The sequence below is a fragment of the Alcanivorax sp. DP30 genome (genome assembly GCF_009882945.1).
Classification (GTDB): domain Bacteria; phylum Pseudomonadota; class Gammaproteobacteria; order Pseudomonadales; family Alcanivoracaceae; genus Alcanivorax.
In genome coordinates this window covers 92,803-115,007 of the sequence record NZ_WTUY01000004.1, presented here as the reverse complement: position 1 = coordinate 115,007, position 22,205 = coordinate 92,803, and the positions used below count along the sequence as shown (strand labels likewise).

Here is a 22,205-nt window from a genome sequence, read left to right as displayed (position 1 = left end):
CTTGGTCAAGCAGGCCGTGTCGATTATTTAAATAATTTGTTAAGGCCGCCCTGAAGTTGCTTGTTGATTTCTTCCTTGGCTTTTTTCTGGGCGGCATCCTTGATGACTTCCTCGGCGGTGTCGCCTTCCCCTTCAATGCCGAGTTTCTCCTTGAGCTTGTCCTGGGTGGCTTTGGCCGCAACCTGTTTGCCGATGTCCTTGAAGCCATCCTTGTCAGGACCACACCACTTGGCTGGTGACTCTTCCAGGTTGCCCTCGCAACGCAGTGGCCAGGTGGTGCCTTGCAGATACTTGGAGGTGCCCAGTTCCGGTGATTGCATGCCAATCCTCAGGTCGAAATCCTGATTGAGAATATTCATCCAGCCGTTACCGCTGATGTTGCCCTTGCTGAGCACTGCATCCAGGCTGTCCAGATAGGCCACGTTCTTGTCCAGGCGGGCCTTGGATTTCAGATCGAGAATCTTGGTGTCTTCAGATAGTGCAGATGGCAGTTTGCCGGATTCCTGACCGGGAATCATGGCGCTCGCCAGACCCTGGAACTGGCCCAGCATGTCGTTAACACCACCGACCAAGGTGTTGTAGAGGTTCAGGCCGCGCACGGTGGCGTCTGCCAGATTCAGCTCCAGAGAGCCCCGGGCGGAGTCCATCAGCGCTTTTTCGCTGTTGCCGCTGGCGCTGTAGTTGCCGGTCATGGAGAAGATGCCCTTGGCCAGATCGTCGTCAAGCGCCATCTGGGCGATGGGCTGGATCTGCACACTGGTCACCGTGTTGCTGGCGGTGATCTTTGGCGTTTTGCCGGAGGCATCCAGTGTCGCCTTGGCGCTGAAAGTGCCATCCAGGGTCTTGCCGGTGGCCTGGGTAAGTTTGAGGATGCCGTCTTTGGCGGTGACGGCAAACTTCATGTCGCTGGCGGTGATGCCATCGTAGCTGAGGTTGCCGATGGCAAACTTGCCGTCGATCAGCAGCGGACGCAGGGAATCCACCGGGATCAGTTCATCAGTTGAGAGGCTGGCGGTGCCGCCGGTCTTGCCGCCACCGGGGGCGGCATCAACGCTTTCCTCTTCGGAGTCCGGAGGCAGGTAGCCATCCAGATTGATCTTGTCGAGCAGCAGATCAAACACGATTTTGCCGCTTTCCAGGCTGGCCAGTCCGGCACTGCCATTGAGCGTGCTGTTGTCCAGTTTGATGGTTAGCGGGTTGACCATGATGCTGCCGGGCTGGCCGCCCAGGGTCGCATCCATGGACACCTTGCTCAGGGCGTTGGCATCCGAGGTCTCGATGGGAGTTTCTCCAATGGCTTGCAACACCTTGTTGGCATTGAACGCCTGGGTGGTCAGCTTGCCGCCAAGCTGCAAGTCGCCGGTGAGGGCCTTCACATTTACATTGCCGCGAGTTTCGGTGCCGGCGGCGGTAAGCAGCAGATCCTTGATTGTCAGGGTGTCCTCGGTGAGGTTTACATCCAGATTCTGTTCCAGGTGTATGTCCACCGGCATGGTGGTGGCGCCGGCGATATTGGCATCCAGGGTCATGGGGTTCAGCACGAAGTGACTGTTGTCGATGTCGGCGGCCAGTACCGTGTCCAGATTCATGTCCACGCGCATGTCGCTCTGGTCCTGATAGCGCAGGGATAGTTGCAGTGGGAAGGGGCTGTCCAGGTTCACGTCCTGGGCGTTCAGGTTGAAATGCTCCACGACGATGTCGGTGCCGTCTGAAATATTGCGGTAACGGATCTTGCTGTCGGCGACCACGACTTCCGGAATGGTCAGCGGGATATCCAGGCTGCCGGCTTCGGCACTGTCCGTGGCGCTGCTGTCGTCGCTGGTGTCGGTTTCTTCTCCGGTGCTTTGCGGGCCAATCAGTTCCCAGTTGGCGCCGTCAGGGCCGTCCACCAGGTTGGCTTCCACGCCGGCAAGACGGATGCCATCCATTTCGACCTGGCCATAAAACAGCGGAAGCACAGCGACACTGAGCGCGGCTTCATTCAGCGCGGCGAACAGCTCTTCCTGGTCGGCAATACGGGCTTCAGTGCGGCCAATACTGACCCCCAGGGAGGGCCAGAATTGCCAGGCCAGATCACCTTCAATATTCAGTGTGAGGTTGGCTTGTTCGCGGGCCTGTTTTTCGATTTCAGGCTTGAATTCGTTGGGATCAATGACCTGTGTGATCACAAATACGGCTATCGCCAATAGCAGAATGATGGCAAATATGGTGATCAGCAAAATTTTTAACAGGCGTCCCATGGAGCTCTCCTTGCGTGTTGGCCGATTGAACCGGATTATAGCAGTCGGGATTGACGTACCATAACCGTAGAATCGGTTCATAGTTAGGGGAAGGACCTTTGCAAAAGTTCCATTTGGTTGTGTTTGCCGTTTTTGCGCTGCTGAGTTCGGTGGCGCAGGCGATCAAACCTGAGCCTGTTGTCCTCAAGGGAGCGGGGAACGAGGTGACGCTGGGGGCCAGAATGCAAATTCTGGAGGATCCGGAAAGCCACTGGACGCTGGATCAAGTGCGCAACCAGTTCGCCAGCCGGTTCCGCAATAGTGATAGTTCGGCGCTGAGTTTTGGTTTTACTGACAGTACCATCTGGTTACGGTTTGCAGTGGATGCCAGCGATGCGGATGGCAGCTGGTTCCTGGTGGAGCGTTACCCGATTCTGGATGAGCTGACCCTCTATGTGCCCAGTCCGGGTGGCGGCTATAAGTCGTTTCCGGTTGGTGATACCCGGCCATTTTCGTTGCGGCCGATGGATCATCGCTCCTTTGTATTTGCACTGGATACGGATAATGGCGGTGAGACAGAGTATTACCTGAAACTGAAAGGCAAGGGCGCGTTGAACATGATGCCCATGCTCTACAGCGCCAAGGGGCTGGTGGAATCTACTTACGTGGAGCAACTGATTCAGGGGCTGTTCTATGGCTCGCTGGCGATCATGCTGATCTATAACCTGATGTTGTTTTTATCCCTGCGGGATAATGTTCATCTCCATTTCGTGATGTTTCTGGCCGGTATCATTTTCTTCAACATTACGGTGGGCGGTTACGGCCTGCAGTTCCTGTGGCCGGAAACGCCGAAGATCAATGAATATTTCTGGCTGTCCACCTATGTGATCGCACTGGCACTGGCGCTCTATTCGCGACAGTTTCTTCAACTGGCTCAGCGGTTTCCCCGTTACGATCGTTTGCTGCGCCATTATCTGATCCTGATCGGCACGGCCTTCCTGTTGCAGTGGGTATTGCAGCCGCCCTATTCCTATCACCTCTCCACCTGTATCGCGCTGATGACGGTGGTCCTGTTCAGCTGGCTGGGCTGGACGGTGTGGCGACAGGGCTTCCGGGTGGCACGCCTCTATGTGCTGGCCTGGTCTGTGTTTCTGTTGACGATATTCCTCTACGCCATTGGGAATCTGGGTTTGATCCCGTATCACGCCATCGTTCCCTATCTCCCCCATATCGGCGCGCTGTGGGTGGTGGTCATGTTGTCTCTGGCACTGGGGGACCGGATCCGCTTTCTGGAGAATGAACGCAAGCAGCTTGCGCTGGAAGCTCAGCAAAATCTGGAGCGGCACCTGGCCGATATTGAGCAGATGAACCAGGACAAATCCATGTTCCTGCAGTACATCAGTCATGAACTGAATACGCCCATCAACTGGATCGGTGCGGCCGATACCCTGGGTAGCGGCAATGCCGAAGACAATGATGTGGATGTCTGGGCCATGGTGCGCAAGGGGCAGAAACGCCTTATCGGCATTGTCGGCACCTCGCTGCGTTATTTTGATCTCTCAGATCGAAATCAGCCCCCACCGGTAGGAGCCTGCCAGCCCATGTGGATGATAGATGCCCTGGTGCGGGAGCAGTCGGATCGCATTGAGCAATTACGTCTTGCCCTGCGTAACCGTGTCTCGCCCAATCTTCGGGTGCGGGCCAGCGAGAGTGAGCTGAAGGAAGTGTTCGCCATGGCGCTGGATAACGCCCTGCGTTTCAGTGCCGAGGGCGGCAGTGTGGAAGTGGTCAGTGAAGTGAATGTGGCTGAAGGATTTGCCCATATTCAGATCAGGGATGAGGGCAAGGGCGCCACGGCGGACCAGCTGGAGAAAATCATGGAGCCGTTCTTTGTCATGGGGTCGCGACACCATGAAGAAGGTTTCGGTCTGTCGCTGGCCATGGCGCGCGTCATGGTGGAGCAGATCGGCGGGCAGCTGTGGGCGGAAAGCCCCGGTCCTGGCCGGGGCTTCAGTCTGCATCTGCGCCTGCCGCTGGCCGAGTACGAGGGGGCAGGCACAGAGTAGTCTGTTGGTGTCAGCTCAGGAGTTGGCCTGCTGGCAGTGCGCCGGCAGGCTGACCGGCTCGCCCAGCGTCTGACCGATCAGGCGCAGGAAATCCTTGCCCACGCCGCGCCCACGGGTGGCGGGGTGCACCACCATCCAGTCCACCAGCGGCTGATCTTTCTCGACCAGGGCAATCGCCACCCGCTTGCCGTTGAAATGGGCGGCAAACAGCCTGCGATCCCCTTTTTCCTGCGTATCCTGCAGTTTTTGCCGGTATTCCGGGTTATCACGCAGCACCTGCTCGAAGGTCTGGCATTCTTCCGGGGAGAGAGGGTGGGCCTGAACACTGATAGGCATGGGGCGACTCCGCTGGTTGGGGGAATGGGGGCTCTGCCACAATGGTGTCAACAGGCCGTCAGGCTGCGTATAATAGCCGGCCCAATGCCCGGGAGGTATAGATGAGCAAGCGAAGCGCCACTGTTGAGCGCAATACCCTGGAAACCCAGATTCAGGTTTCCATCAATCTGGATGGTACTGGTCAGTGCAAACTGGATACCGGCCTGCCGTTTCTGGAGCACATGCTGGATCAGGTGGCCCGTCACGGCCTGATCGATCTGGAAATCACCGCCAAAGGTGACTTGCACATCGACGCTCACCATACCGTGGAAGATATCGGCATTACCCTGGGGCAAGCGTTTGCCCGGGCCGTGGGTGACAAGAAGGGCGTTCGCCGCTACGGCCATGCCTATGTGCCGCTCGACGAAGCTCTGTCCCGTGTAGTGGTGGATCTGTCCGGTCGCCCTGGTCTTGAGATGTTCGTGGATTTCACCCGAGGCAGCATCGGCGGCTTCGATGTGGATCTTTTCTACGAATTCTTCCAGGGGATGGTGAACCATTCCATGATTACCCTGCATATCGACAATTTGCGTGGCAAGAACGCCCACCACCAGGCCGAGACTGTCTTCAAGGCCTTTGGTCGTGCCTTGCGCATGGCGGTAGAGCCTGATCCGCGGATGAGCGGGATCACCCCGTCCACCAAGGGCACCCTGAGCGAAAGCGAGTAAGTGCAGCCATGAGCGAAGTAGTTGCCGTTATCGATTACGGCATGGGCAACCTGCACTCTGCAGGCAAGGCTCTGGAAAAAGTGGCTAACGGTCAACAGATCCTGATCACGGGTGATGCAGACAGGATTCGTGCTGCGGATCGGGTGGTGTTTCCCGGTGTGGGCGCCATTCGTGACTGCATTGCCGTGTTGCAGGAAACCGGTCTGGATCAGGCCATCCGTGATGTGATTGCCGCCGGCAAACCGGTGCTTGGCATCTGTGTCGGCATGCAGGCACTGATGGCCCACAGTGAAGAAAATAACGGGGTCGACTGCCTCGGGGTTTTCGATGGTGAAGTGACCTTCTTTGGCGAGATGCAGGATGACACCGGCAGCAAGCTGAAGGTCCCGCACATGGGCTGGAACCAGGTGCAGCAGGGTATGGCGCATCCCATGTGGGCGGGCATTGCCGATAACGCCCGCTTCTACTTCGTGCACAGCTACTGTGTCACCGGCCTGGCCGATGAGGAAGTGGCGGGCTACTGCGACTATGGGCGCCGCTTTGCCGCTGCAGCCACCCGCAACAATGTCTTTGCGGTGCAGTTCCACCCGGAAAAAAGTGCCGATGCCGGATTGACCCTGCTGGAAAACTTCCTGCGTTGGCAGCCTTGAAGCCTGTTAACAGTTGACAGCGAAACCATCGTTTTTCCTGTGCCGCAGGTGCGGCGCCAAGCCTTGAGAACTAGATATGCTTTTGATTCCTGCCATCGACCTGAAAGACGGAAAATGTGTTCGCCTCAAGCAGGGGCGGATGGAAGACGACACGGTGTTTTCCGAAGATCCTGTGGCGGTGGCCAGTCATTGGGTGGAGCAGGGTGCGCGGCGCCTGCATCTGGTCGATCTCAATGGTGCTTTTGCCGGTGAGCCGGTGAATGGCGATATCGTCAAGGCGATTGCCCACAAGTACCCGGATCTGCCGATTCAGATTGGTGGCGGCATTCGCAGCCCGGAAATCATTCAGGCTTATCTGGATGCCGGCGTGCAGTGGGTCATCATTGGCACCAAGGCCGTTAATGAACCGGAATTCGTGCGCGACATGTGCAAGCAGTTCCCCGGCCATATCATTGTTGGTCTGGACGCCAAGGATGGCATGGTTGCCACCGACGGCTGGGCCAACGTCACTGATGTGAATGTGATCGATCTGGCCAAACAGTTTGAAAACGATGGTGTGTCCGCCATCGTTTATACCGATATCAGCCGCGATGGCATGTTGCAGGGCGTTAACGTGGAAGCCACCGTGCGCCTGGCCCAGTCCATGTCCATTCCCGTTATTGCCTCCGGCGGCATCACCAATCTGGACGATGTACGCAACCTCTGTGGCGTGGCGGATCAAGGCATCAGCGGTGCTATCACTGGCCGTGCCATTTACGAGAACACCCTCAACTTTGCAGACGGTCAGGCGCTGTCTGACGAACTGATCAAGGCCTGAGGCGGAGACGACGATGGGGCTCGCCAAACGAATCATTCCCTGCCTGGATGTGGACGACGGTCGCGTGGTCAAGGGTGTCCAGTTTGTGGATATCCGTGATGCCGGTGATCCGGTGGAAGTGGCCAAGCGCTACAACGATGCCGGCGCCGACGAGATTACCTTTCTCGATATCACCGCCAGCCATGAAGGCCGCGATACTACCCTGCATACGGTGGAACAGATTGCCAGCCAGGTGTTCATCCCGCTGACGGTGGGGGGCGGTGTGCGTACCCTGGACGATATCCGTAACCTGCTTAACGCCGGCGCGGACAAGGTGGGGATTAACTCTGCGGCCGTGCATAACCCGGAATTTGTCCGCGAGGCGGCGGAGCGTTTCGGCTCCCAGTGCATCGTGGTGGCCATTGATGCCAAGAAGGTGAGCGCGGAGAGCGAACCCAATCGCTGGGAGATCTTTACCCATGGCGGCCGCAAGCCCACCGGGCTGGATGCTGTGCAGTGGGCCAGGCGCATGACCGATTACGGTGCGGGTGAGATCCTGCTCACCAGCATGGACCGTGATGGCACCAAGAACGGTTTTGATATTGCCCTGACCCGTGCCATCTCCGATGCGGTCCCGGTGCCGGTGATTGCCAGTGGTGGAGTGGGCAACCTGCAGCATCTGGTGGACGGTGTCATTCAGGGCGGAGCCGATGCTGTGCTGGCAGCCTCCATCTTCCACTTCGCCGAATATTCCGTTGAAGAAGCCAAGCGTTTCATGCAGAACGCCGGCATTGAGATGCGGCTGTAATACGCCAGAGGCTTGAGGCTCGAGGCCTGATGCAAAAGCCCGCCGAATGCCCGGCGGGCTTTTTTGTGGATAGCCCCGCTGTGGGAGCTTGCCTGCAAGCGATGGAGTCTTGATCGAAGAGCTATCGCTTGCAGGCAAGCTCCCTCAATCAGTGTGTCAGGCCTCAGGCGTCCAGCATCAGGCCTCTATCATGGCCAAAAGCGCCATCCTTAATGCCTATGTGGTTTCCTGCTGGCCGCATCCCTCACACTGAATTACTCTCGAATGTATATCTATAAAAACGATACCGGGAGAGTACGCAATGGGTTCCAGTGCGCTGATTGATATCGGACTGCCGATATCCCTGTTTCTGATCATGGTCGGCATGGGCATGACCCTGACACCGAAGGATTTTCGTGAGGTGGTCATTGCTCCGAAAGGGACGGCCTTCGGCTTGATCTGTCAGATCCTGCTTTTGCCGCTGGTGGCTTTTGCGGTGGCTGTGGCCCTGGATCTTTCTCCGGCACTGGCGGTGGGGCTGATTGTGGTGGCAGCCTGTCCCGGCGGTACCACCTCGAATCTGTTTGTCTACCTGGGCCGCGGCGATGTGGCGCTCTCCATCGTGCTGACGGTGATCGCCAGCCTGATCACTATTGTCACCCTGCCGGCGTTCACCGGCTGGGGACTGAAGCATTTCCATGACGAGGCCATGGCCATTGAGTTGCCCGTGCTGCGTACCGTGCTGACCCTGATCGTGATCGTGCTGCTACCGGTGGCGATCGGCATGACGGTGCGGCATTTCAAGCCGGTGCTGGCCGCGAAAGGTGAAAAGGCTGTGGGATTGCTCGGCCTGGTGGTGTTGATCGCGGTGATCGCGTTGCTGCTGATCAAGCTGGGTGATGAGGCATTCGAATTGTTCCGCAAGGCGGGTATGTCGGCGATTATTCTGAATGTGGCGGGGATTGTGCTGGGGATGCTGGGTGGTCGCCTGATCGGGTTGAGCCGGGATCAGGCATTCACTGTGGCGATCGAACTGGGTATCAAGAATGGCACCCTGGGGTTGATGGTTACGCTGACCCTGCTTCACTCCGAGGCCATGTCTGTGCCCTCTGCGGTTTACGGGGTGCTGATGTTTGCCTTTGGTTTCCTGATGATTGGTTACGCCCGCCTCACCGGAATCGGACGCAACGCTCAGGTTTCGCCGTGATCGGAGCCCTGGGCCGAGGCCGTATTCAGTGCCGGTGCAGAAAGCAGTTCTGATACCGGCACCACCGCAATGCCAGCCTGCTTGAGTAGCGGCAGAACCTGCTGGAGATAGTGCACGGTTTCCGGGTAGGGGTGGCCAATGGCAATGGCATGGCCCCGTTGCCGAGCCAGTTTGATCAGTTTGTTGAACTGGTTGTTGATCTTCACCAGGCTGCGGTCGTTATCAAGGAAGATATCCCTGCCGGCATTGGCAATGCCGGCCCGTACAGCCTGTTGCTGGGCCACGGAGCGGCCACTGGTGCGGCTATCCACGAAGAACAGCTGGTGCGCCTTGAGCTCGCTCATCAGCCAGTTCATGGCCCGGGTTTGTTCAGTGAGTTCGCTGCCCATGTGGTTATTCAGGCCGCGGGCTTCGGGCAGCTGACGCAGTGCCTGGCGAACCTGGCTCAGCAGCTCCGCTTCGGACATGTCAGTGGTCAGGCCGCCGCGATCCAGCTTCTGGTGTTGGCGAGCGGCCATGGGCATATGGACGATCACTTCCTTTCCGGCCTGGCTGGCGCGTCGGGCCAACCGCTGACCATGGGGCGAAAAGGGAATCACGGCACAGGTCACCGCGGCGGGCAGATCGACGATGGACTGACCGTGCTGACGGTTGTAGCCCAGATCATCAATGATGATGGCGATGCGCGGCTGGGCAGCGTTGGCCACGTTGGCGCCAAGAGCCGCCAGCGTGATCAGGGCCATGATCCTGAAAAGTGCCTGCATCAGGGTGTGTCAGTGACAGCCTGACTGGCACTCGCACGGGACATCACTACCCCTTTGAGAATGGCCAGTGCCTGGGCAAGGGGATAATCCTCCTGTGCCAGCGAAGGGGCAGTGCGTGAATTGCTGCTTTCGCCATTTTCGTTGTCCAGATGGCGAGGCAGATCGGCTTCGCGCAGTTGCTGGTCTTCCAGTACTTCCAGATGAGTGACCTGATCCACGGTGATATCCGGGACGATGCCTTCGGCCTGAATGGAGCGGCCGGAAGGGGTGTAGTAGCGGGCGGTAGTCAGCTTCAGAGCCTTGTCCTTGCTGAGCGGCAGCACCGTTTGCACGGAGCCCTTGCCGAAGGTCCGATTGCCCACCACCAGCGCGCGGTGCTGATCCTGCAGGGCTCCGGCCACGATCTCCGAGGCCGAGGCGCTGCCGCCATTAACCAATACCACCAGCGGTACGCCTGCCAGGCGGTCTCCACTGGAGGCCTTGAACTCACTGCGGCTCTCCGGGTTTCGTCCCTGGGTGTAGACGATCAGCCCGCTGTCGAGGAACAGGTCCGCCACTTGTACCGCGCCACCCAATACCCCGCCAGGGTTGTTGCGCAGATCCAGTACCAGGCCGCGCAGTTCGCCGTCCTTGTTGAGCTTGTCCAGCGCCTTGTCAGTATCCGGGCCAGTGTTGTTCTGGAACTGGGAAATGCGGATGTAGCCAAGCCCGGGTTCCAGCAGCCGCGAACGAACACTGTGCAGCTGGATTTTGTCTCGCTTGACGCTGACCTTGCGGGGATTCTCGTCCCCTTGACTGAGCACCATTAATTCGATTTCGGAGCCGATCTCGCCACGCATCAGCTCCACGGCTTCGCTCAGCGTCAGGCCTTTCACGAAGGTGTCGTCGATTTTCAGAATCAGGTCACCGGCCTGAATGCCAGCCTTGCTGGCAGGGGACTCATCGACCGGGGTGACGACTTTGACGAAGCCGTCCTCCATGGTGACTTCAATGCCCAGGCCGCCGAACTCACCGGTGGTGGTGACTTGAAGATCTTCGAACTGATCAGGAGTCAGGTAGCTGGAATGGGGGTCCAGCTCATACAGCATGCCGCGGATGGCAGACTCGAGCAGGTCGCGGTCGCTCACGTCTTCGATATAGGAAGAGCGAATGCGCTCCATGACTTCGGCAAAGGCGCGCAGTTCTTCAACAGGCACACCCTGTTGCTCGGCCTGTTGATCAAGGGCCGGATCGGCGGCTTGGGCAGAAAAAGAGGCCAGAGCAAGTAAGCTGGCAACAGCTGCCGATCGGGCGCGCTGGGAAAACAGTGTTGGCATCAGGTGTCCCCGAAGCACGGTGAAGTCCGTGCGTGTTATTGGTCGTTCCTTGCGATAGGGGGCAGTGTAACACGGCGGTCGCACCAGCGTGTCGGGTTCACCGCCTTGCCACGATGGCGTATCTCGAAATACAGACCGCTGGCCATGTTACCGCCAGAGTTGCCCGCCAGTGCCAGGCTGTCCCCGGCAGATACCCATTCTCCCACTTCGCGAAGCAGGGCCTGGTTATACCCGTACAGGCTCAGGTAACCGTCGCCATGATCAACGATGGTGAGCAGGCCGTAGCCTCTCAGCCAGTCCGCGAAGACCACTCGCCCGGGATGAATGGCGCGTACTGGGGTACCCCCGGGGGCGCCGAGAATGACCCCCTGCCAGCGCAGGGCGCCCTCCCTGCGGCTATTGTATCCAGTGGTGATTCGGCCGGGCAGTGGCCAGGGAAGCTTGCCGGCCAGTTTGCCAAAGGGCTTTCCGCCCAGGTCAGCGGGAATGTCGTCAAAGCTGCGGCGCATGTCATCCAGCAGCTTGGCCAGGCGCTGCTGATCGCTTTTCAGTTGAGTGATGTCGCTGCCACGGCTATCCAGCGAGCGATTGAGTGCCGCCAGGCTTTGCTGACGCTGTTGTTGGGCGTCATTCAGTTTGTCGGCATGGCGTTGTAGTTCGCTGCGTTTTTCCAGCAGTGCCTGACGGGCCCCGGCAACCCTTTCGCTGACTGCCTGCAGTTCCACCAGTTCGGTTTTTACTGCTTGCAGGCGGTCAGTGCGGGCGCGCTGATAGTACTCCTGATAACGCATCAGTCGGGCGATCTGATCCGGCTGCTCCTGATTCAGCAATAGCTTCAGGCGTTCCTGACGACCACTCTGGTAGCTGGCGCGAACGGTGCGAGCCAGCCATTCCACCTGGGTGCGTTTGTCTTTGGCCAGGGCTGCCTGTTCCTTTTCCAGGGTAGCAAGCTTGCGCAGGGCCTCGGCCTCGCGCTTTTCCAGGTCGCGTTTCTCCCGGGCCAGACGACTGATGCGCAATTCCGCTTCACGCAGGTCGGCCTGTACGGAGTCGCGTTCGCGCAGTTCCTTGACCTGAGCCTCGCTGAGTTCGCTGATGCGGCGTTTCAGGGCTTCGAGTTCGGCCTTGGAGGGGGTGGTTTCAGCCAGCAGGGGATTGCATAGCAGCGCGGTGAGCAATAGCCCACAGAACGCCGCGATGGGCGGGCGGGGCGAGAATCTGGACGCCATGGTTTTACCTTACCCCCCTGGGGGTGTGTATACTTGGCGCCGATTTTTCATCGATCCGGCGGTGGAGGGATTTCCCTTCCGGACGGATTAACGCCACTGATTCGGGGTTCCCATGAGCCAACTGTTTGAATTCGCCAGCAACCATTATCTTCTGGTGTCCGCCTTTTTTCTGCTTTGGGCTGTGTTTTTCGTGCTTGAATCCCGCCGCGGCGGCAAGCCTGTGACGCCACAGATGGCTACCAATATGGTAAACCGGGATGAGGCTGTCATTGTTGATCTGCGAGACAGTGATGAGTTTCGTGCCGGCCATATTGCCGGTAGTCTCAACATTCCTGCCAGTCAGGCTCTAGAGCGTATTGCAGAACTGGAAAAATACAAGGACAAACCGCTGATTCTGACTTGTGATATGGGCAGCAAGGCCTCACATCTTGGCAGACAGCTGCGTCCCAAGGGCTTCGAGCAGCTCTACCGGATTCAGGGTGGCCTCAACGCCTGGCGTTCGGCATCGCTGCCGGTGGTGAAGGGTTAACTGTCATTCAGGAGGGCAGCATGGCGAAAGTGGAGCTCTATACAACTGCGTGGTGCCCTTTCTGTGTCCGCGCCAAGCGGCTGCTGGACAGCAAGAATGTGTCCTATGAAGACACTGATGTGGATCGGGATCCGTCTCAACGTCAGACAATGATGCAACGTGGCGGGGCCCATACGGTGCCACAGATCTTTATCAATGATCATCCCATCGGCGGGTGTGATGAACTTTATGCTCTCGAGCGGGCGGGGGAACTGGATGCCCTGCTCGGAGCCGATCAGTAACTGGAGAGAATAATGGCTGACGAACAACAACAGGTTTTCCAACTGCAGCGTGTTTACCTCAAGGATGCCTCTTTTGAGTGTCCCGGTGCCCCGGAAGTGTTCCTGCAGGAATGGAAGCCCAAGGTGAATGTGCAGATCAACAATGGTGCCCGTCGTGTTGGCGAGAGTGCCGAATATGAGGTTGAGCTCACCGTTACCGTGACGGCCAAGGACGAAAAGGAAGAAAAAGTCTTTTATCTGGCGGAAGTGAAACAGGCTGGAATCTTCACGGTGAAAGGCATCGAAGGCGAAGAGCTGGCCCAGCTGCTGGGCGCCTACTGCCCGAACCTGCTGTTCCCCTACGTGCGCGAAGTGGTGTCTGACCTGGTGGCCAAGGGCTCCTTCCCGCAAATGCTGCTGCAGCCGATCAACTTCGATGCGCTTTACCAGCAGCAACGTCAGCAACAGGCAAAAGCCCAGGCTGAAGCGGCGGGTGAAACGGTTCAGTGAAGTGCAATTAATAGTTAATAATGAATAATTAATAGCTGCCCGAGCAGCGTTGTTATTCCGAAACGCAAGAGGCCGCGCCCAGACGATGGGCGCGGCCTCTTGCGTTTCAATGCGGATAGAATCTATCCCGCGACGTTATTAATTATTCATTATTAACTATTAATTGCCCCTTCGTATCCCAGTTGTCGCCACGCTTCATACACGGTCACTGCCACCGCGTTGCTGAGGTTGAGGCTGCGGCTGTCGGGGACCATGGGTAGCCGCAGGCGTTGCGCTGCCGGCAGGGAATCGATGATGGCAGTGGGCAGGCCGCGGGTTTCCGGGCCGAATAGCAGGACGTCGCCATCCTGAAACGTGGCGGCACTGTGTGCCCGGCTGGCGCGGGTGGTCAGGGCAAACAGACGTTGGCCGGGAATCTTTGCCAGAAAGGCGTCGAAGTTTTCATGCAGTTGCAGGTTGGCAAATTCCCCGTAGTCTAGCCCGGCGCGCCGCAGTTTTTTTTCATCCAGCGAAAAGCCCAGGGGCTCGATCAGGTGCAGGTGCGCCCCGGTATTGGCGGCCAGGCGAATGATGTTGCCCGTATTGGGCGGAATTTCCGGTTCATAAAGTGCAATATGCAGCATTGTATTTTGCCGTGAGGGCGCAGCCGTGGTACTCATGAGTGACAGGCAAGGATAACAGGGAATGGCTATGAAGCGAGTATGGTTGGGATGGGTCGTGGTGCTGGCGGGGTTGGCCGGCTGCCAGGAGTCTGTGCCTGATGGACAGTTGCTGGATGTCGCGCCTTACCGGACTGCCTGTATTGGCGTGGGCCCCATGGAGTGCCTGCAGGTGCGTCGTGAGGGCGAAGATAACTATTCACTGTTTTACAGCAAGATCGAGGGCTTTGAATTTGAGCCGGGTCACCAGTACACCCTGCGGGTGAAGGTGACGTCGGTGGAAAATGCGCCCGCCGATGCCAGTTCCGAGCGTTATACCTTGCTGGAAGTGGTTGAGAAAACTGCTGTGAACCAGCAGGACTGAGCCTTGCGCTGCGTCTACCAGGCCCGCGATGGGCTGGAGGCCCACATGGTGGCAGATCTTCTGCAGCAGGTTGGTGTTTCTGCTCGCGTGCAGGGTGACCTCTTGCAAGGCGGTGTTGGCGAGTTGCCGGCGGCAGGGCTGGTTTCTGTGTGGGTGGATAACGAGGAAGAGGATCGTGCTCTTGAAGTGGTGGAGAGCTACCAGCGGGAGCAGCCTGATCTTCCTTCATCCCGGCCTTCTTTGTCTCCGGTTCCCGCGGCGGGCTTTCTTTCCGGGGTGTTGGTGGGGTTCTTTGCCGGTGTGCTGGTGATGCTGATGCTTTTGAGATGAGTATCGGGTTGCGAGTAACGAGTTTCGAAGGACTGCTTGCCAGGAAGCTGCTTCAGGAGCGTCCGCTGGCGGCGCTCTAGCGGAAAGTGGGGCAAATCGGGTTTTCCTGGAAGTCCGCGAAACGGCATTAAAAAAGCCGGGCATGTGCCCGGCTTTTTTGTTGGCTGCGGCCCTGTATCAGGCGCGGCCAGCGCGCTTGCGTTCGGTTTCGGTGAGCAGCTTCTTGCGCAGGCGCAGGAAGTTGGGGGTCACTTCTACCAGTTCGTCATCTTCGATGAAGTCCAGTGCCTGCTCCAGGCTGAAACGGATTGGCGGGGTCAGGACGATGTTTTCATCGGTGCCGGAGGCGCGCATGTTGGTCAGCTGCTTGCCCTTGGTGGGGTTGACCACCAGGTCGTTGCCGCGGCTGTGAATGCCGATGATCTGGCCTTCATACACATCCACGTTCGGGTCGATCAGCATGCGACCACGTTCCTGCAGGTTGAACAGGGCGAAGCCCAGCACCTTGCCTTTCACCATGGAGACCAGCACACCGTTGATCCGCTTGGCCATGTCGCCGGCCTTGAATTCACCGTAGTGGCTGAAGGTGCTGTTCAGGATGCCGGTACCGGAAGTCAGGGTCAGGAACTGGCTGCGGAAGCCGATCAGGCCGCGGCTGGGTACCAGGAATTCCAGGCGAACCCGACCTTTGCCGTCCGGTTCCATGTTGGTCATTTCCGCCTTGCGCAGGCCGAGCTGTTCCATGATGGAGCCCTGATGCTGTTCTTCCACATCAGCGACAACGGTTTCGTAGGGTTCCTGCTTGACGCCATTCTCTTCACGAATGATCACCTGCGGACGACCTACGGCCAGCTCGAAGCCTTCACGACGCATGTTCTCGATCAGTACCGACAGGTGCAGTTCACCACGACCGGAGACGCGGAACTGGTCGGCGCTGCCGGTTTCTTCCACACGCAGGGCCACGTTGTGCTTGAGCTCGGCTTCCAGACGCTCGCGGATCTGGCGGCTGGTGACAAACTTGCCGTCCTGGCCAGCGAACGGTGAGGTGTTTACGTGGAAGAACATGCTCACGGTAGGTTCGTCCACACTCAGCGGAGTCAGCGCTTCCACATTCAGTGGATCACACAGGGTGTCGGAAATGTTCAGCGGGTCGAGACCCGTGATGCAGACAATCTCACCGGCAGAGGCGGTGGGCGCATCGACACGCTCAAGGCCGTGGTAGCCCATGATGGTGAGGATCTTGCCGCTGCGCACATTGCCGTCGGCGCCGATCACCTTGACCGGGCTGTTGGCCTTGATCTTGCCACGCTTGACCCGGCCGATGCCGATGATGCCCAGGTAGCTGTTGTAATCCAGGGAAGAAATCTGCATCTGGAAGGGGCCGTCAGCGTCCACATCCGGATAGTCCACCTTGTCGACGATGGCCTGCAGCAACGGGGTCATGTCGTCGGCCAGGTTGTCGGCTTCCATGCCGGCAATGCCGTTCAGGGCGGAGGCATAGATCACCGGGAAATCCAGCTGCTCGTCGGTGGCGCCCAGGTTGTCGAACAGGTCAAATACCTGATCCATGACCCAGTCAGGACGGGCGCCGGGACGGTCGATCTTGTTAATCACCACGATGGGCTTAAGGCCGGCGGCAAAGGCTTTCTGGGTGACGAAGCGGGTTTGTGGCATGGGGCCGTCCACCGCGTCGACCAGCAGCAGTACACAATCCACCATGGACATAACCCGCTCTACTTCGCCGCCGAAGTCAGCGTGTCCGGGGGTGTCCACGATGTTGATGCGGTAGTCGTTCCACTGAATGGCCGTGTTCTTGGAGAGGATGGTGATGCCACGCTCCTTCTCCAGGTCATTGGAGTCCATGACCCGTTCGATGTCGCCAGCGCGATCTCCCAGGGTGCCGGACTGTTGCAGCAGCTTGTCCACCAAGGTGGTTTTGCCGTGGTCAACGTGGGCGATAATGGCAATATTGCGCAAGCGTTCAATCACGAGTGTAGCTCCAGTGAAGAATGGGCGAACCCGGTCTGAGGCTCGCAGGGGCGCGCATTATAGCAGCGCTGGTGGCAGGTGATAGCCCATCGGTCAGCTTTCTTGTTTGTGACAGAAGTCATGATTTTACGGTTGTTCCTGCGAAGAACCGTTGGATGACCTAGAATGGCGCAACCTTTTTGTCCTGATGTTTGTCACAGACATGTCTCTTTGACCGGTTTGCCGGGCAGTAACGCTTTTACTTTCAGGTTGTTATGATGCGATTTCCTCTTTGGCTGCTGTTGGCCGGATGTGCGCTTTTGGCTCGGGCCGAGGCGCCCGGCAGCAAGGTGATTTATGGCTTGAATGAGCATGTCCAGCTGCGGGAGCTGGGCGTGACGGTGCCGGCCAAGCTGGATACCGGGGCGGAATCCGCCTCGCTGAGTGCTCGCCATATCAAGATTTTTGAGCAGGACGGCGTCGACATGGTCGAGTTTGATCTGGCCCTGATGCCACAGGATCGGGAGGCTCTGGGTATCCAGCGTGAGCAGTGGGACGATATCCAGCTTCCGCTAGTGGGGCATGTGCGTATCAAACGTCTTGCAGAGAGTCTCGTGGAGGAGGAAAGAGGGTACAATCGTCGGCCCATGGTCATGTTGACGGTCTGCATGGGACGACGGGCAGAGCAGATTGAGGTGAACCTGACCGATCGCAGTGATTTCAGTTTTCCACTGTTGATTGGCGCGGATGCTCTGAAACGGCTTGGGGCGGTGGTGGATCCTTCTCTGGTGATGACCGCGGGCCAACCACGCTGCACATTGCAACTGGATGATCAACTCGACGAGACGACGGAGGCTGCCGAGGCGCAATAATGGGTTCAGTGAAGTTTCAGGCTCGCCTTCTGGCGCTGGCACTACTGCTGCTGGGTGTGGGCAGTATTCTGTATCAGGTATTTGTTCAGAATGTCCCTCTCAGCCAGGATGAAAAGGATCCTGTCTGGGTGATTGATGCCCAGGTGGGATTTTCTGCCCGACCGAACAAGCCGGTAAAGGTGCGCATGTTCGTGCCGCCGCTGAGTAGTGGTTTTACCACCCTCAATGAGAGTTTCATTTCCAACAACTACGGCGTGAACGTGAACGAGGAAAAGGGTAACCGTCAGGTGACCTGGTCCTCCCGCCGTGCTGATGGTCGCCAGTTTCTCTACTACCGGCTGATGCTGACGCATCGCTACGCAAAAAACCCGGATGTGGAGCCCGGCCCGCAGTTCCGTCAGGCTCCTAACGTTGAAGGTCCTGAACGGCTGGCGGCAGAGGCGCTGCTTGAACCCATTCGCCAGCACTCCGCGGATGTGGAAACCTTTATCAGTGAAACCATCAAACGGGTCAATGAGCTGGAGAACGACAATGCCCAGTTGTTGCTGGGTAGTGATGTGTCCGCCCGTAACCGTGCCCGGGTAGTGGATTTGTTGCTCGGCTTGTCCCACATTCCGGTGGAGCCTGTGCATACCTTGCGTTTGGCAGAATCCCAGGAGCAGGAGCCTGAGCTGTGGCTGCGCAGTTATAACGGCCGCGAATGGCTGTACTACAACCCGGTCAATGGTCAGCAGGGCCTGCCTGAGGACAGGCTGGTGTGGTGGCGCGGCTGGGAGCCGCTGATGAAGGTGGATGGTGGCAAGTCTGCGGACATGGTCTTCAGTGTGCATCGTAACGAAATGAGTGCGTTGCAGCTGGCCCAGACCCTGCGCTTGAAAGATGCCAGCAGCTTTATCGATTTTTCGCTGTACGAACTGCCGTTGCCTGCCCAGCAGCTTTACCGGACCCTGATCATGATTCCCATCGGGGTCATTCTGGTGTTGCTGATGCGGTCGCTGGTGGGCATGGAAACCCTGGGTACCTTTACGCCGGTACTGATCGCGCTGGCTTTCCGGGAAACCCAGGTGATTTACGGCGTCATGCTGTTTGTCTTTATCACTGCACTGGGATTGTCGTTACGCTCCTATCTTGAGCATCTCAAATTACAGTTGTTGCCGCGGCTGTCGGTGGTGCTGACCTTTGTGGTGATGGTCATGGCCTTGATGAGCCTGCTGGGCTACAAGCTGGGTATCGGCTCCGGTCTCTCCGTGGGCCTGTTCCCCATGGTGGTGCTGACCATGGTCATCGAGCGCACGTCCATTGTCTGGGAGGAGCGGGGAGGCAGTCAGTCCTTGAAAGTGGGATTGGGTACCCTGTTCGTGGCGGTGCTCAGCCACCTTCTGATGGTCTGGCAGCCGCTGACTTACTTTGTCTTCACCTTCCCCGGCATCCTGCTGTGTGTGGCAGCCTTCATGGTAATGATGGGCCATTACCGGGGTTACCGGCTCACTGAGCTGGTTCGCTTCCGGGCCATGGTGGATGGAGACAAGCACTGATGTTCTGGTCAAAGACCCGCAAGGCGCTGCGAGCCCGTGGGGTAATGGGCATCAACCAGCGTAACGGCGACTATATCCTGCGTTACAACAAGCGCAGCCTGTACCCGCTGGTGGACGACAAGCTCAAGACCAAGAAAATGGCCATTGATGCCGGGATCCGGGTGCCGGAACTGTATGGTGCCATTGCCACCGAGCAGGGGATCAGCACCCTGCGCAAGGTGGTGGATACCCACCGCGATTTTGTCATCAAGCCGGCCCAGGGGGCCGGTGGTGACGGCATCATGGTGATCGCGGACCGCTTTGAGCACTATTTCCGCTCCGCATCCGGACGCATCATTACCCAGGATGAGCTGGAGCATCACATCTCCGGCATTCTGTCCGGGATCTACTCTCTGGGTGGGCATCGCGATGAGGCGCTGATCGAGTATCGGGTGCGTTCCACCGAGCTGTTCAATCGCATCAGCTACGAAGGTGTGCCGGATATCCGCATTATTGTGCTCAAGGGTTATCCGGTGGCCGCCATGTTGCGTTTGCCAACCCGGCAATCCCAGGGCAAGGCGAATTTGCATCAGGGCGCCATTGGGGTTGGCCTGGATCTGTCCAGCGGGGTGACCCTGGGAGGGACCTGGCATAATCAGCGCATCGAGCGCCATCCGGATACCGCCAATGCGGTGGCTGGACTGACCGTGCCGGACTGGGAAGATTGTCTGGCGCTGGCTGCCCGTTGTTATGATCTGACCGGTCTTGGCTATCTGGGGGTGGATCTGGTGATGGATCGTGATCATGGGCCGATGATGCTGGAATTGAATGCGCGGCCGGGTCTCAACATCCAGATTGCCATGGATGATGGCTTGCTACGTCGATGCGCCATTGTTGAAAAGCGGCTTGATGCCCTGAAAGGGAAAGACATGCCGGCCGCCGAGCGGGTGGCGTTCTCCAAACAGCAATTTGCGGTGGCGGGCGCAGTGCCCCTGGCGGCAGAAGAGCAGCAGTAACAAGGGTTAACGGCTGAGCTAGTATGCCGGTGCCGGCACCGTTGATCTCGGGGAGCGCAATGTTCTGCCGGGTGCGGGCCTTCAGAAACGGAAAGATCCAAAAGAACTGACAAAGAGATCTTCCTCTGTTCCGCAGGGCAAGGCTCCGGCCAGCTTGCGCCTTGGCGCGACTCAGATCGCATCAGGCGTGCTTCAACCGCTTCTTAAGTTTTTGTTAAGTCGGGCTTGGCAATATTTTCCGACGGTTATTATGGGGTGTTCACCATGTCTGGTGTTGCTGCACCAAGGCCCTGTCTGCGGGCCTTCTATCTGCTCAATTTACTGTTTCTTTTTTTGCTGCAGCTGTATATCGGCCGTGCGGCACTTGCCGATCTGCCGCTTGCGGGCGTCCTGTTTCTGCTGGCCGCTGCGGCGGGCTATGGCGCCCTGTATGTGGGGCTTGTGGCGGGGCTTTGCCGGCTGACGGGCTGGCTTGTGGGGCAGGCTCTTGAACCGATGCTCGCTGTGCTGATGCTGTCCTTGTTGACGATCTTGCTTCTGGTGGACAGCCAGATCTATGGCATGTACGGCTTCCATCTGAATGGGTTCGTCTGGAACCTGGTGACCACTCCCGGTGGTATCGAGTCCATGGGTGGCAGTGAATCCGCCTCCCTGACGATGGTGGCTATCTGCCTGTTGGTGGTGATGTTGCAGGGAGGGCTGTTGCTGCTGACCCGGTCACGCTCAGTGCCAGGTCTGCGTTACGTGGTAGTCGTGTTGGTGCTGTGCATGGTGGGCGAGCGCACGGTATACGGTTTCAGTCATCTCAAAGGATACCGGCCAGTATTGATGGCAGCGCAGTCGGTACCGTTTTACCAGCCGACGACGTTTCGCCGTGCGGCTGAGGATTGGGGTATCGAGATGGTGCGCAGCGTGGAGCTGGATGCTGAGGTGAGTGGCCGGCTGAATTATCCTCGTCATCCCCTGCAAACTGGGGGCGAGGCGCCCCGGCCCAATGTCATGATTCTGGTGGCAGAGTCCCTGCGCTGGGACATGCTGACGCCGGAAATCATGCCGAACCTGTGGCGGTTTGCCGAGCGCCACGGCACACGCTTTACCGACCATCTCAGTGGCGGCAACGGTACCCGGATGGGGATCTTCAGCCTGTTTTACGGGTTGCCCGGCAACTATTGGTTCAGCATTCTGGACGAGCGCCGTTCGCCGGTGGTGATGGATCTGCTCCAGAAAGGGGATTACCGCCTTGGCTTGTTTACCAGTGCCAACTTCAGTTATCCGGAATTCGATCGCACGGTGTTCGTCAATGTGCCCAAAGAAAACATGGTCAGCGACGACAAGGAAGAAGGTTGGAAGCGGGATCGCCGCAATGTGCGGCGATTGCTTGACTGGTTGGATGCCAACCCTGCGGATCAGCCCTTTATGGGTTTCATGTTCTTTGAATCGGCCCATGCCCGCTACTACTTTCCAGAAGAGAGTGTGATTCGAGAGGATTTTCTGCCGGAACTGAATTACGCCACCATGGATCTTGAGCAGGATATCGAAGGCATTTTCAATCGCTATATCAATGCGTCACATCACCTGGATCAGCAGCTTGGCAGGGTGCTGGCGGCGCTGGAGGAAAGCGGTTGTCTAGAAAATACGGTGGTGATCATTACCGGTGATCATGGTGAGGAGTTCATGGAAAACGGTCGTTGGGGGCACAACTCAGAGTTCCATCAGCAGCAAGTCCGTGTGCCTCTGGTAATGGCCGTGCCGGGGCGGGCGCCAGCGGTAGTGACTCGCCCCACCAGTCACATGGATGTGGTGCCAACTCTGCTGCCCTTGCTTGGCGTGACCAATCCGGCATCGGATTACTCCATTGGCACCTCGCTGTTTGCGGCGCACCCTGATCGGCCGTATCGTCTGGTGGCCAGCTGGGATGCGCTTGCCTATGTGGGAGAGGATTACAAGGTGGCCATGCCTCTGAAGGCGGGAGGCTTGTCGGAAATGACCATCAGCACTGCTGACGATCAGCCGCTTGCGGATGAATCTGCAGTGCTGTCCAGGTTGAGGGACGCGCTGGCTTCAGTGCTGAACGATATTTCCCTGTTCTTTCGCAAGCTCTGAATC

The 22,205-nt window shown here is 58.2% G+C and carries 22 protein-coding genes; 15 read left to right on the top strand and 7 right to left on the bottom strand.

Features of this window, described 5'->3' with window-relative positions:
- Positions 1 to 23: 23 nt before the first annotated feature.
- Complete coding sequence (locus GQF00_RS06920; RefSeq protein WP_161318442.1) at positions 24 to 2,240, bottom strand: AsmA family protein; 2,217 nt, start codon at positions 2,238 to 2,240, stop codon at positions 24 to 26.
- A 221-nt stretch (positions 2,241 to 2,461) separates the two neighbouring features.
- Here GQF00_RS06920 and GQF00_RS06915 point away from each other — a divergent pair, with 221 nt between their 5' ends.
- A complete protein-coding gene (locus tag GQF00_RS06915; RefSeq protein ID WP_237440433.1) occupies positions 2,462 to 4,285 on the top strand; it encodes a sensor histidine kinase in 1,824 nt (607 codons plus the stop codon).
- 15 nt (positions 4,286 to 4,300) lie between these two features.
- On the opposite strand, the gene GQF00_RS06910 is transcribed toward GQF00_RS06915, so the two are convergent.
- On the bottom strand, positions 4,301 to 4,621 hold the full coding sequence (locus GQF00_RS06910) for an acetyl-CoA sensor PanZ family protein (RefSeq protein ID WP_161318440.1): 321 nt from the start codon (positions 4,619 to 4,621) through the stop codon (positions 4,301 to 4,303).
- Positions 4,622 to 4,722: 101 nt separating this feature from the next.
- On the opposite strand from GQF00_RS06910, the gene hisB reads away from it, so the two are divergent.
- From hisB to GQF00_RS06885, 5 genes are all read left to right on the top strand, one after another.
- Positions 4,723 to 5,328 carry an imidazoleglycerol-phosphate dehydratase HisB gene (hisB, locus tag GQF00_RS06905; RefSeq protein WP_161318439.1) on the top strand — a complete coding sequence of 202 codons (606 nt, stop codon included), beginning with the start codon at positions 4,723 to 4,725 and terminating at the stop codon, positions 5,326 to 5,328.
- Positions 5,329 to 5,336: 8 nt separating this feature from the next.
- Complete coding sequence (gene hisH / locus GQF00_RS06900) at positions 5,337 to 5,978, top strand: imidazole glycerol phosphate synthase subunit HisH (RefSeq protein WP_161318438.1); 642 nt, start codon at positions 5,337 to 5,339, stop codon at positions 5,976 to 5,978.
- 76 nt (positions 5,979 to 6,054) lie between these two features.
- Positions 6,055 to 6,795 (top strand): 1-(5-phosphoribosyl)-5-[(5-phosphoribosylamino)methylideneamino]imidazole-4-carboxamide isomerase, encoded by a 741-nt coding sequence (hisA, locus tag GQF00_RS06895; RefSeq protein ID WP_161318437.1) that lies wholly within the window; start codon positions 6,055 to 6,057, stop codon positions 6,793 to 6,795.
- Positions 6,796 to 6,808: 13 nt separating this feature from the next.
- Complete coding sequence (hisF, locus tag GQF00_RS06890) at positions 6,809 to 7,582, top strand: imidazole glycerol phosphate synthase subunit HisF (RefSeq protein WP_161318436.1); 774 nt, start codon at positions 6,809 to 6,811, stop codon at positions 7,580 to 7,582.
- A 301-nt stretch (positions 7,583 to 7,883) separates the two neighbouring features.
- Positions 7,884 to 8,768: a bile acid:sodium symporter family protein gene (locus GQF00_RS06885; protein ID WP_161318435.1), complete on the top strand. Its 885-nt coding sequence runs from the start codon at positions 7,884 to 7,886 to the stop codon at positions 8,766 to 8,768.
- Here the strand turns inward: GQF00_RS06885 and GQF00_RS06880 are convergent.
- Genes GQF00_RS06880 through GQF00_RS06870 form a run of 3 tightly spaced genes read right to left on the bottom strand, consistent with a single transcriptional unit; the run spans position 8,753 to position 12,077 of the window.
- The gene (locus tag GQF00_RS06880) at positions 8,753 to 9,532 is read right to left on the bottom strand and encodes a divergent polysaccharide deacetylase family protein (RefSeq protein ID WP_237440432.1); all 780 of its coding nucleotides are present in this window, start codon (positions 9,530 to 9,532) and stop codon (positions 8,753 to 8,755) included. The two genes, GQF00_RS06885 and GQF00_RS06880, sit on opposite strands and share 16 nt — an antisense overlap.
- Positions 9,532 to 10,848 (bottom strand): S41 family peptidase, encoded by a 1,317-nt coding sequence (locus GQF00_RS06875; protein ID WP_161318434.1) that lies wholly within the window; start codon positions 10,846 to 10,848, stop codon positions 9,532 to 9,534. Before GQF00_RS06875 ends, GQF00_RS06880 begins: the two co-directional genes overlap by 1 nt.
- Positions 10,849 to 10,883: 35 nt before the next feature.
- The gene (locus GQF00_RS06870; RefSeq protein WP_161318433.1) at positions 10,884 to 12,077 is read right to left on the bottom strand and encodes a murein hydrolase activator EnvC; all 1,194 of its coding nucleotides are present in this window, start codon (positions 12,075 to 12,077) and stop codon (positions 10,884 to 10,886) included.
- Between the two features lie 112 nt (positions 12,078 to 12,189).
- Here GQF00_RS06870 and GQF00_RS06865 point away from each other — a divergent pair, with 112 nt between their 5' ends.
- Genes GQF00_RS06865 through secB form a run of 3 tightly spaced genes read left to right on the top strand, consistent with a single transcriptional unit; the run spans position 12,190 to position 13,376 of the window.
- Positions 12,190 to 12,606, top strand: coding sequence for a rhodanese-like domain-containing protein (locus tag GQF00_RS06865; protein ID WP_161318432.1), 417 nt, complete (start codon positions 12,190 to 12,192; stop codon positions 12,604 to 12,606).
- A 20-nt stretch (positions 12,607 to 12,626) separates the two neighbouring features.
- The gene (gene grxC / locus GQF00_RS06860) at positions 12,627 to 12,887 is read left to right on the top strand and encodes a glutaredoxin 3 (RefSeq protein WP_161318431.1); all 261 of its coding nucleotides are present in this window, start codon (positions 12,627 to 12,629) and stop codon (positions 12,885 to 12,887) included.
- A 12-nt stretch (positions 12,888 to 12,899) separates the two neighbouring features.
- Positions 12,900 to 13,376 (top strand): protein-export chaperone SecB, encoded by a 477-nt coding sequence (gene secB / locus GQF00_RS06855; protein ID WP_161318430.1) that lies wholly within the window; start codon positions 12,900 to 12,902, stop codon positions 13,374 to 13,376.
- A 152-nt stretch (positions 13,377 to 13,528) separates the two neighbouring features.
- Here the strand turns inward: secB and trmL are convergent, their stop codons facing one another.
- On the bottom strand, positions 13,529 to 13,999 hold the full coding sequence (gene trmL / locus GQF00_RS06850; protein ID WP_161318429.1) for a tRNA (uridine(34)/cytosine(34)/5-carboxymethylaminomethyluridine(34)-2'-O)-methyltransferase TrmL: 471 nt from the start codon (positions 13,997 to 13,999) through the stop codon (positions 13,529 to 13,531).
- 61 nt (positions 14,000 to 14,060) lie between these two features.
- Here trmL and GQF00_RS06845 point away from each other — a divergent pair, with 61 nt between their 5' ends.
- Positions 14,061 to 14,399, top strand: a complete 339-nt coding sequence (locus tag GQF00_RS06845; RefSeq protein ID WP_161318428.1) for a DUF4377 domain-containing protein — start codon at positions 14,061 to 14,063, stop codon at positions 14,397 to 14,399.
- A 3-nt stretch (positions 14,400 to 14,402) separates the two neighbouring features.
- Entirely contained in the window at positions 14,403 to 14,729 is a 327-nt protein-coding gene (locus GQF00_RS06840) for a DUF2007 domain-containing protein (protein WP_161318427.1), read from the top strand.
- Between the two features lie 177 nt (positions 14,730 to 14,906).
- Here the strand turns inward: GQF00_RS06840 and typA are convergent, their stop codons facing one another.
- Positions 14,907 to 16,718, bottom strand: coding sequence for a translational GTPase TypA (gene typA, locus GQF00_RS06835; protein ID WP_161318426.1), 1,812 nt, complete (start codon positions 16,716 to 16,718; stop codon positions 14,907 to 14,909).
- A 257-nt stretch (positions 16,719 to 16,975) separates the two neighbouring features.
- Between typA and GQF00_RS06830 the strand changes: the two genes are divergently transcribed.
- The 4 genes from GQF00_RS06830 to GQF00_RS06815 all read left to right on the top strand — a co-directional run bounded on the left by GQF00_RS06830 (position 16,976) and on the right by GQF00_RS06815 (position 22,202).
- Positions 16,976 to 17,569 carry a RimK/LysX family protein gene (locus tag GQF00_RS06830; protein WP_237440431.1) on the top strand — a complete coding sequence of 198 codons (594 nt, stop codon included), beginning with the start codon at positions 16,976 to 16,978 and terminating at the stop codon, positions 17,567 to 17,569.
- Positions 17,569 to 19,104, top strand: a complete 1,536-nt coding sequence (locus GQF00_RS06825; protein ID WP_161318424.1) for an inactive transglutaminase family protein — start codon at positions 17,569 to 17,571, stop codon at positions 19,102 to 19,104. Before GQF00_RS06830 ends, GQF00_RS06825 begins: the two co-directional genes overlap by 1 nt.
- The gene (locus GQF00_RS06820; RefSeq protein ID WP_161318423.1) at positions 19,104 to 20,099 is read left to right on the top strand and encodes an alpha-L-glutamate ligase-like protein; all 996 of its coding nucleotides are present in this window, start codon (positions 19,104 to 19,106) and stop codon (positions 20,097 to 20,099) included. Before GQF00_RS06825 ends, GQF00_RS06820 begins: the two co-directional genes overlap by 1 nt.
- A gap of 264 nt (positions 20,100 to 20,363) precedes the next feature.
- Entirely contained in the window at positions 20,364 to 22,202 is a 1,839-nt protein-coding gene (locus tag GQF00_RS06815) for a sulfatase-like hydrolase/transferase (RefSeq protein WP_161318422.1), read from the top strand.
- The last annotated feature ends 3 nt before the right edge of the window (positions 22,203 to 22,205 follow it).

What these genes read in the sequence shown, in the direction of transcription:
- grxC (WP_161318431.1), top strand. Translation starts at nt 12,627, where the DNA reads ATGGCGAAAGTGGAGCTCTATACAACTGCGTGGTGCCCTTTCTGTGTC.
- hisB (WP_161318439.1), top strand. Translation starts at nt 4,723, where the DNA reads ATGAGCAAGCGAAGCGCCACTGTTGAGCGCAATACCCTGGAAACCCAG.
- hisF (WP_161318436.1), top strand. Translation starts at nt 6,809, where the DNA reads ATGGGGCTCGCCAAACGAATCATTCCCTGCCTGGATGTGGACGACGGT.
- GQF00_RS06815 (WP_161318422.1), top strand. Translation starts at nt 20,364, where the DNA reads ATGTCTGGTGTTGCTGCACCAAGGCCCTGTCTGCGGGCCTTCTATCTG.
- hisA (WP_161318437.1), top strand. Translation starts at nt 6,055, where the DNA reads ATGCTTTTGATTCCTGCCATCGACCTGAAAGACGGAAAATGTGTTCGC.
- GQF00_RS06920 (WP_161318442.1), bottom strand. Translation starts at nt 2,240, where the DNA reads ATGGGACGCCTGTTAAAAATTTTGCTGATCACCATATTTGCCATCATT.
- secB (WP_161318430.1), top strand. Translation starts at nt 12,900, where the DNA reads ATGGCTGACGAACAACAACAGGTTTTCCAACTGCAGCGTGTTTACCTC.
- GQF00_RS06915 (WP_237440433.1), top strand. Translation starts at nt 2,462, where the DNA reads ATGCAAATTCTGGAGGATCCGGAAAGCCACTGGACGCTGGATCAAGTG.
- GQF00_RS06820 (WP_161318423.1), top strand. Translation starts at nt 19,104, where the DNA reads ATGTTCTGGTCAAAGACCCGCAAGGCGCTGCGAGCCCGTGGGGTAATG.
- hisH (WP_161318438.1), top strand. Translation starts at nt 5,337, where the DNA reads ATGAGCGAAGTAGTTGCCGTTATCGATTACGGCATGGGCAACCTGCAC.
- GQF00_RS06845 (WP_161318428.1), top strand. Translation starts at nt 14,061, where the DNA reads ATGGCTATGAAGCGAGTATGGTTGGGATGGGTCGTGGTGCTGGCGGGG.
- GQF00_RS06830 (WP_237440431.1), top strand. Translation starts at nt 16,976, where the DNA reads ATGCGATTTCCTCTTTGGCTGCTGTTGGCCGGATGTGCGCTTTTGGCT.
- GQF00_RS06825 (WP_161318424.1), top strand. Translation starts at nt 17,569, where the DNA reads ATGGGTTCAGTGAAGTTTCAGGCTCGCCTTCTGGCGCTGGCACTACTG.
- GQF00_RS06865 (WP_161318432.1), top strand. Translation starts at nt 12,190, where the DNA reads ATGAGCCAACTGTTTGAATTCGCCAGCAACCATTATCTTCTGGTGTCC.
- GQF00_RS06885 (WP_161318435.1), top strand. Translation starts at nt 7,884, where the DNA reads ATGGGTTCCAGTGCGCTGATTGATATCGGACTGCCGATATCCCTGTTT.
- trmL (WP_161318429.1), bottom strand. Translation starts at nt 13,999, where the DNA reads ATGCTGCATATTGCACTTTATGAACCGGAAATTCCGCCCAATACGGGC.
- GQF00_RS06910 (WP_161318440.1), bottom strand. Translation starts at nt 4,621, where the DNA reads ATGCCTATCAGTGTTCAGGCCCACCCTCTCTCCCCGGAAGAATGCCAG.
- GQF00_RS06880 (WP_237440432.1), bottom strand. Translation starts at nt 9,532, where the DNA reads ATGCAGGCACTTTTCAGGATCATGGCCCTGATCACGCTGGCGGCTCTT.
- GQF00_RS06875 (WP_161318434.1), bottom strand. Translation starts at nt 10,848, where the DNA reads ATGCCAACACTGTTTTCCCAGCGCGCCCGATCGGCAGCTGTTGCCAGC.
- GQF00_RS06870 (WP_161318433.1), bottom strand. Translation starts at nt 12,077, where the DNA reads ATGGCGTCCAGATTCTCGCCCCGCCCGCCCATCGCGGCGTTCTGTGGG.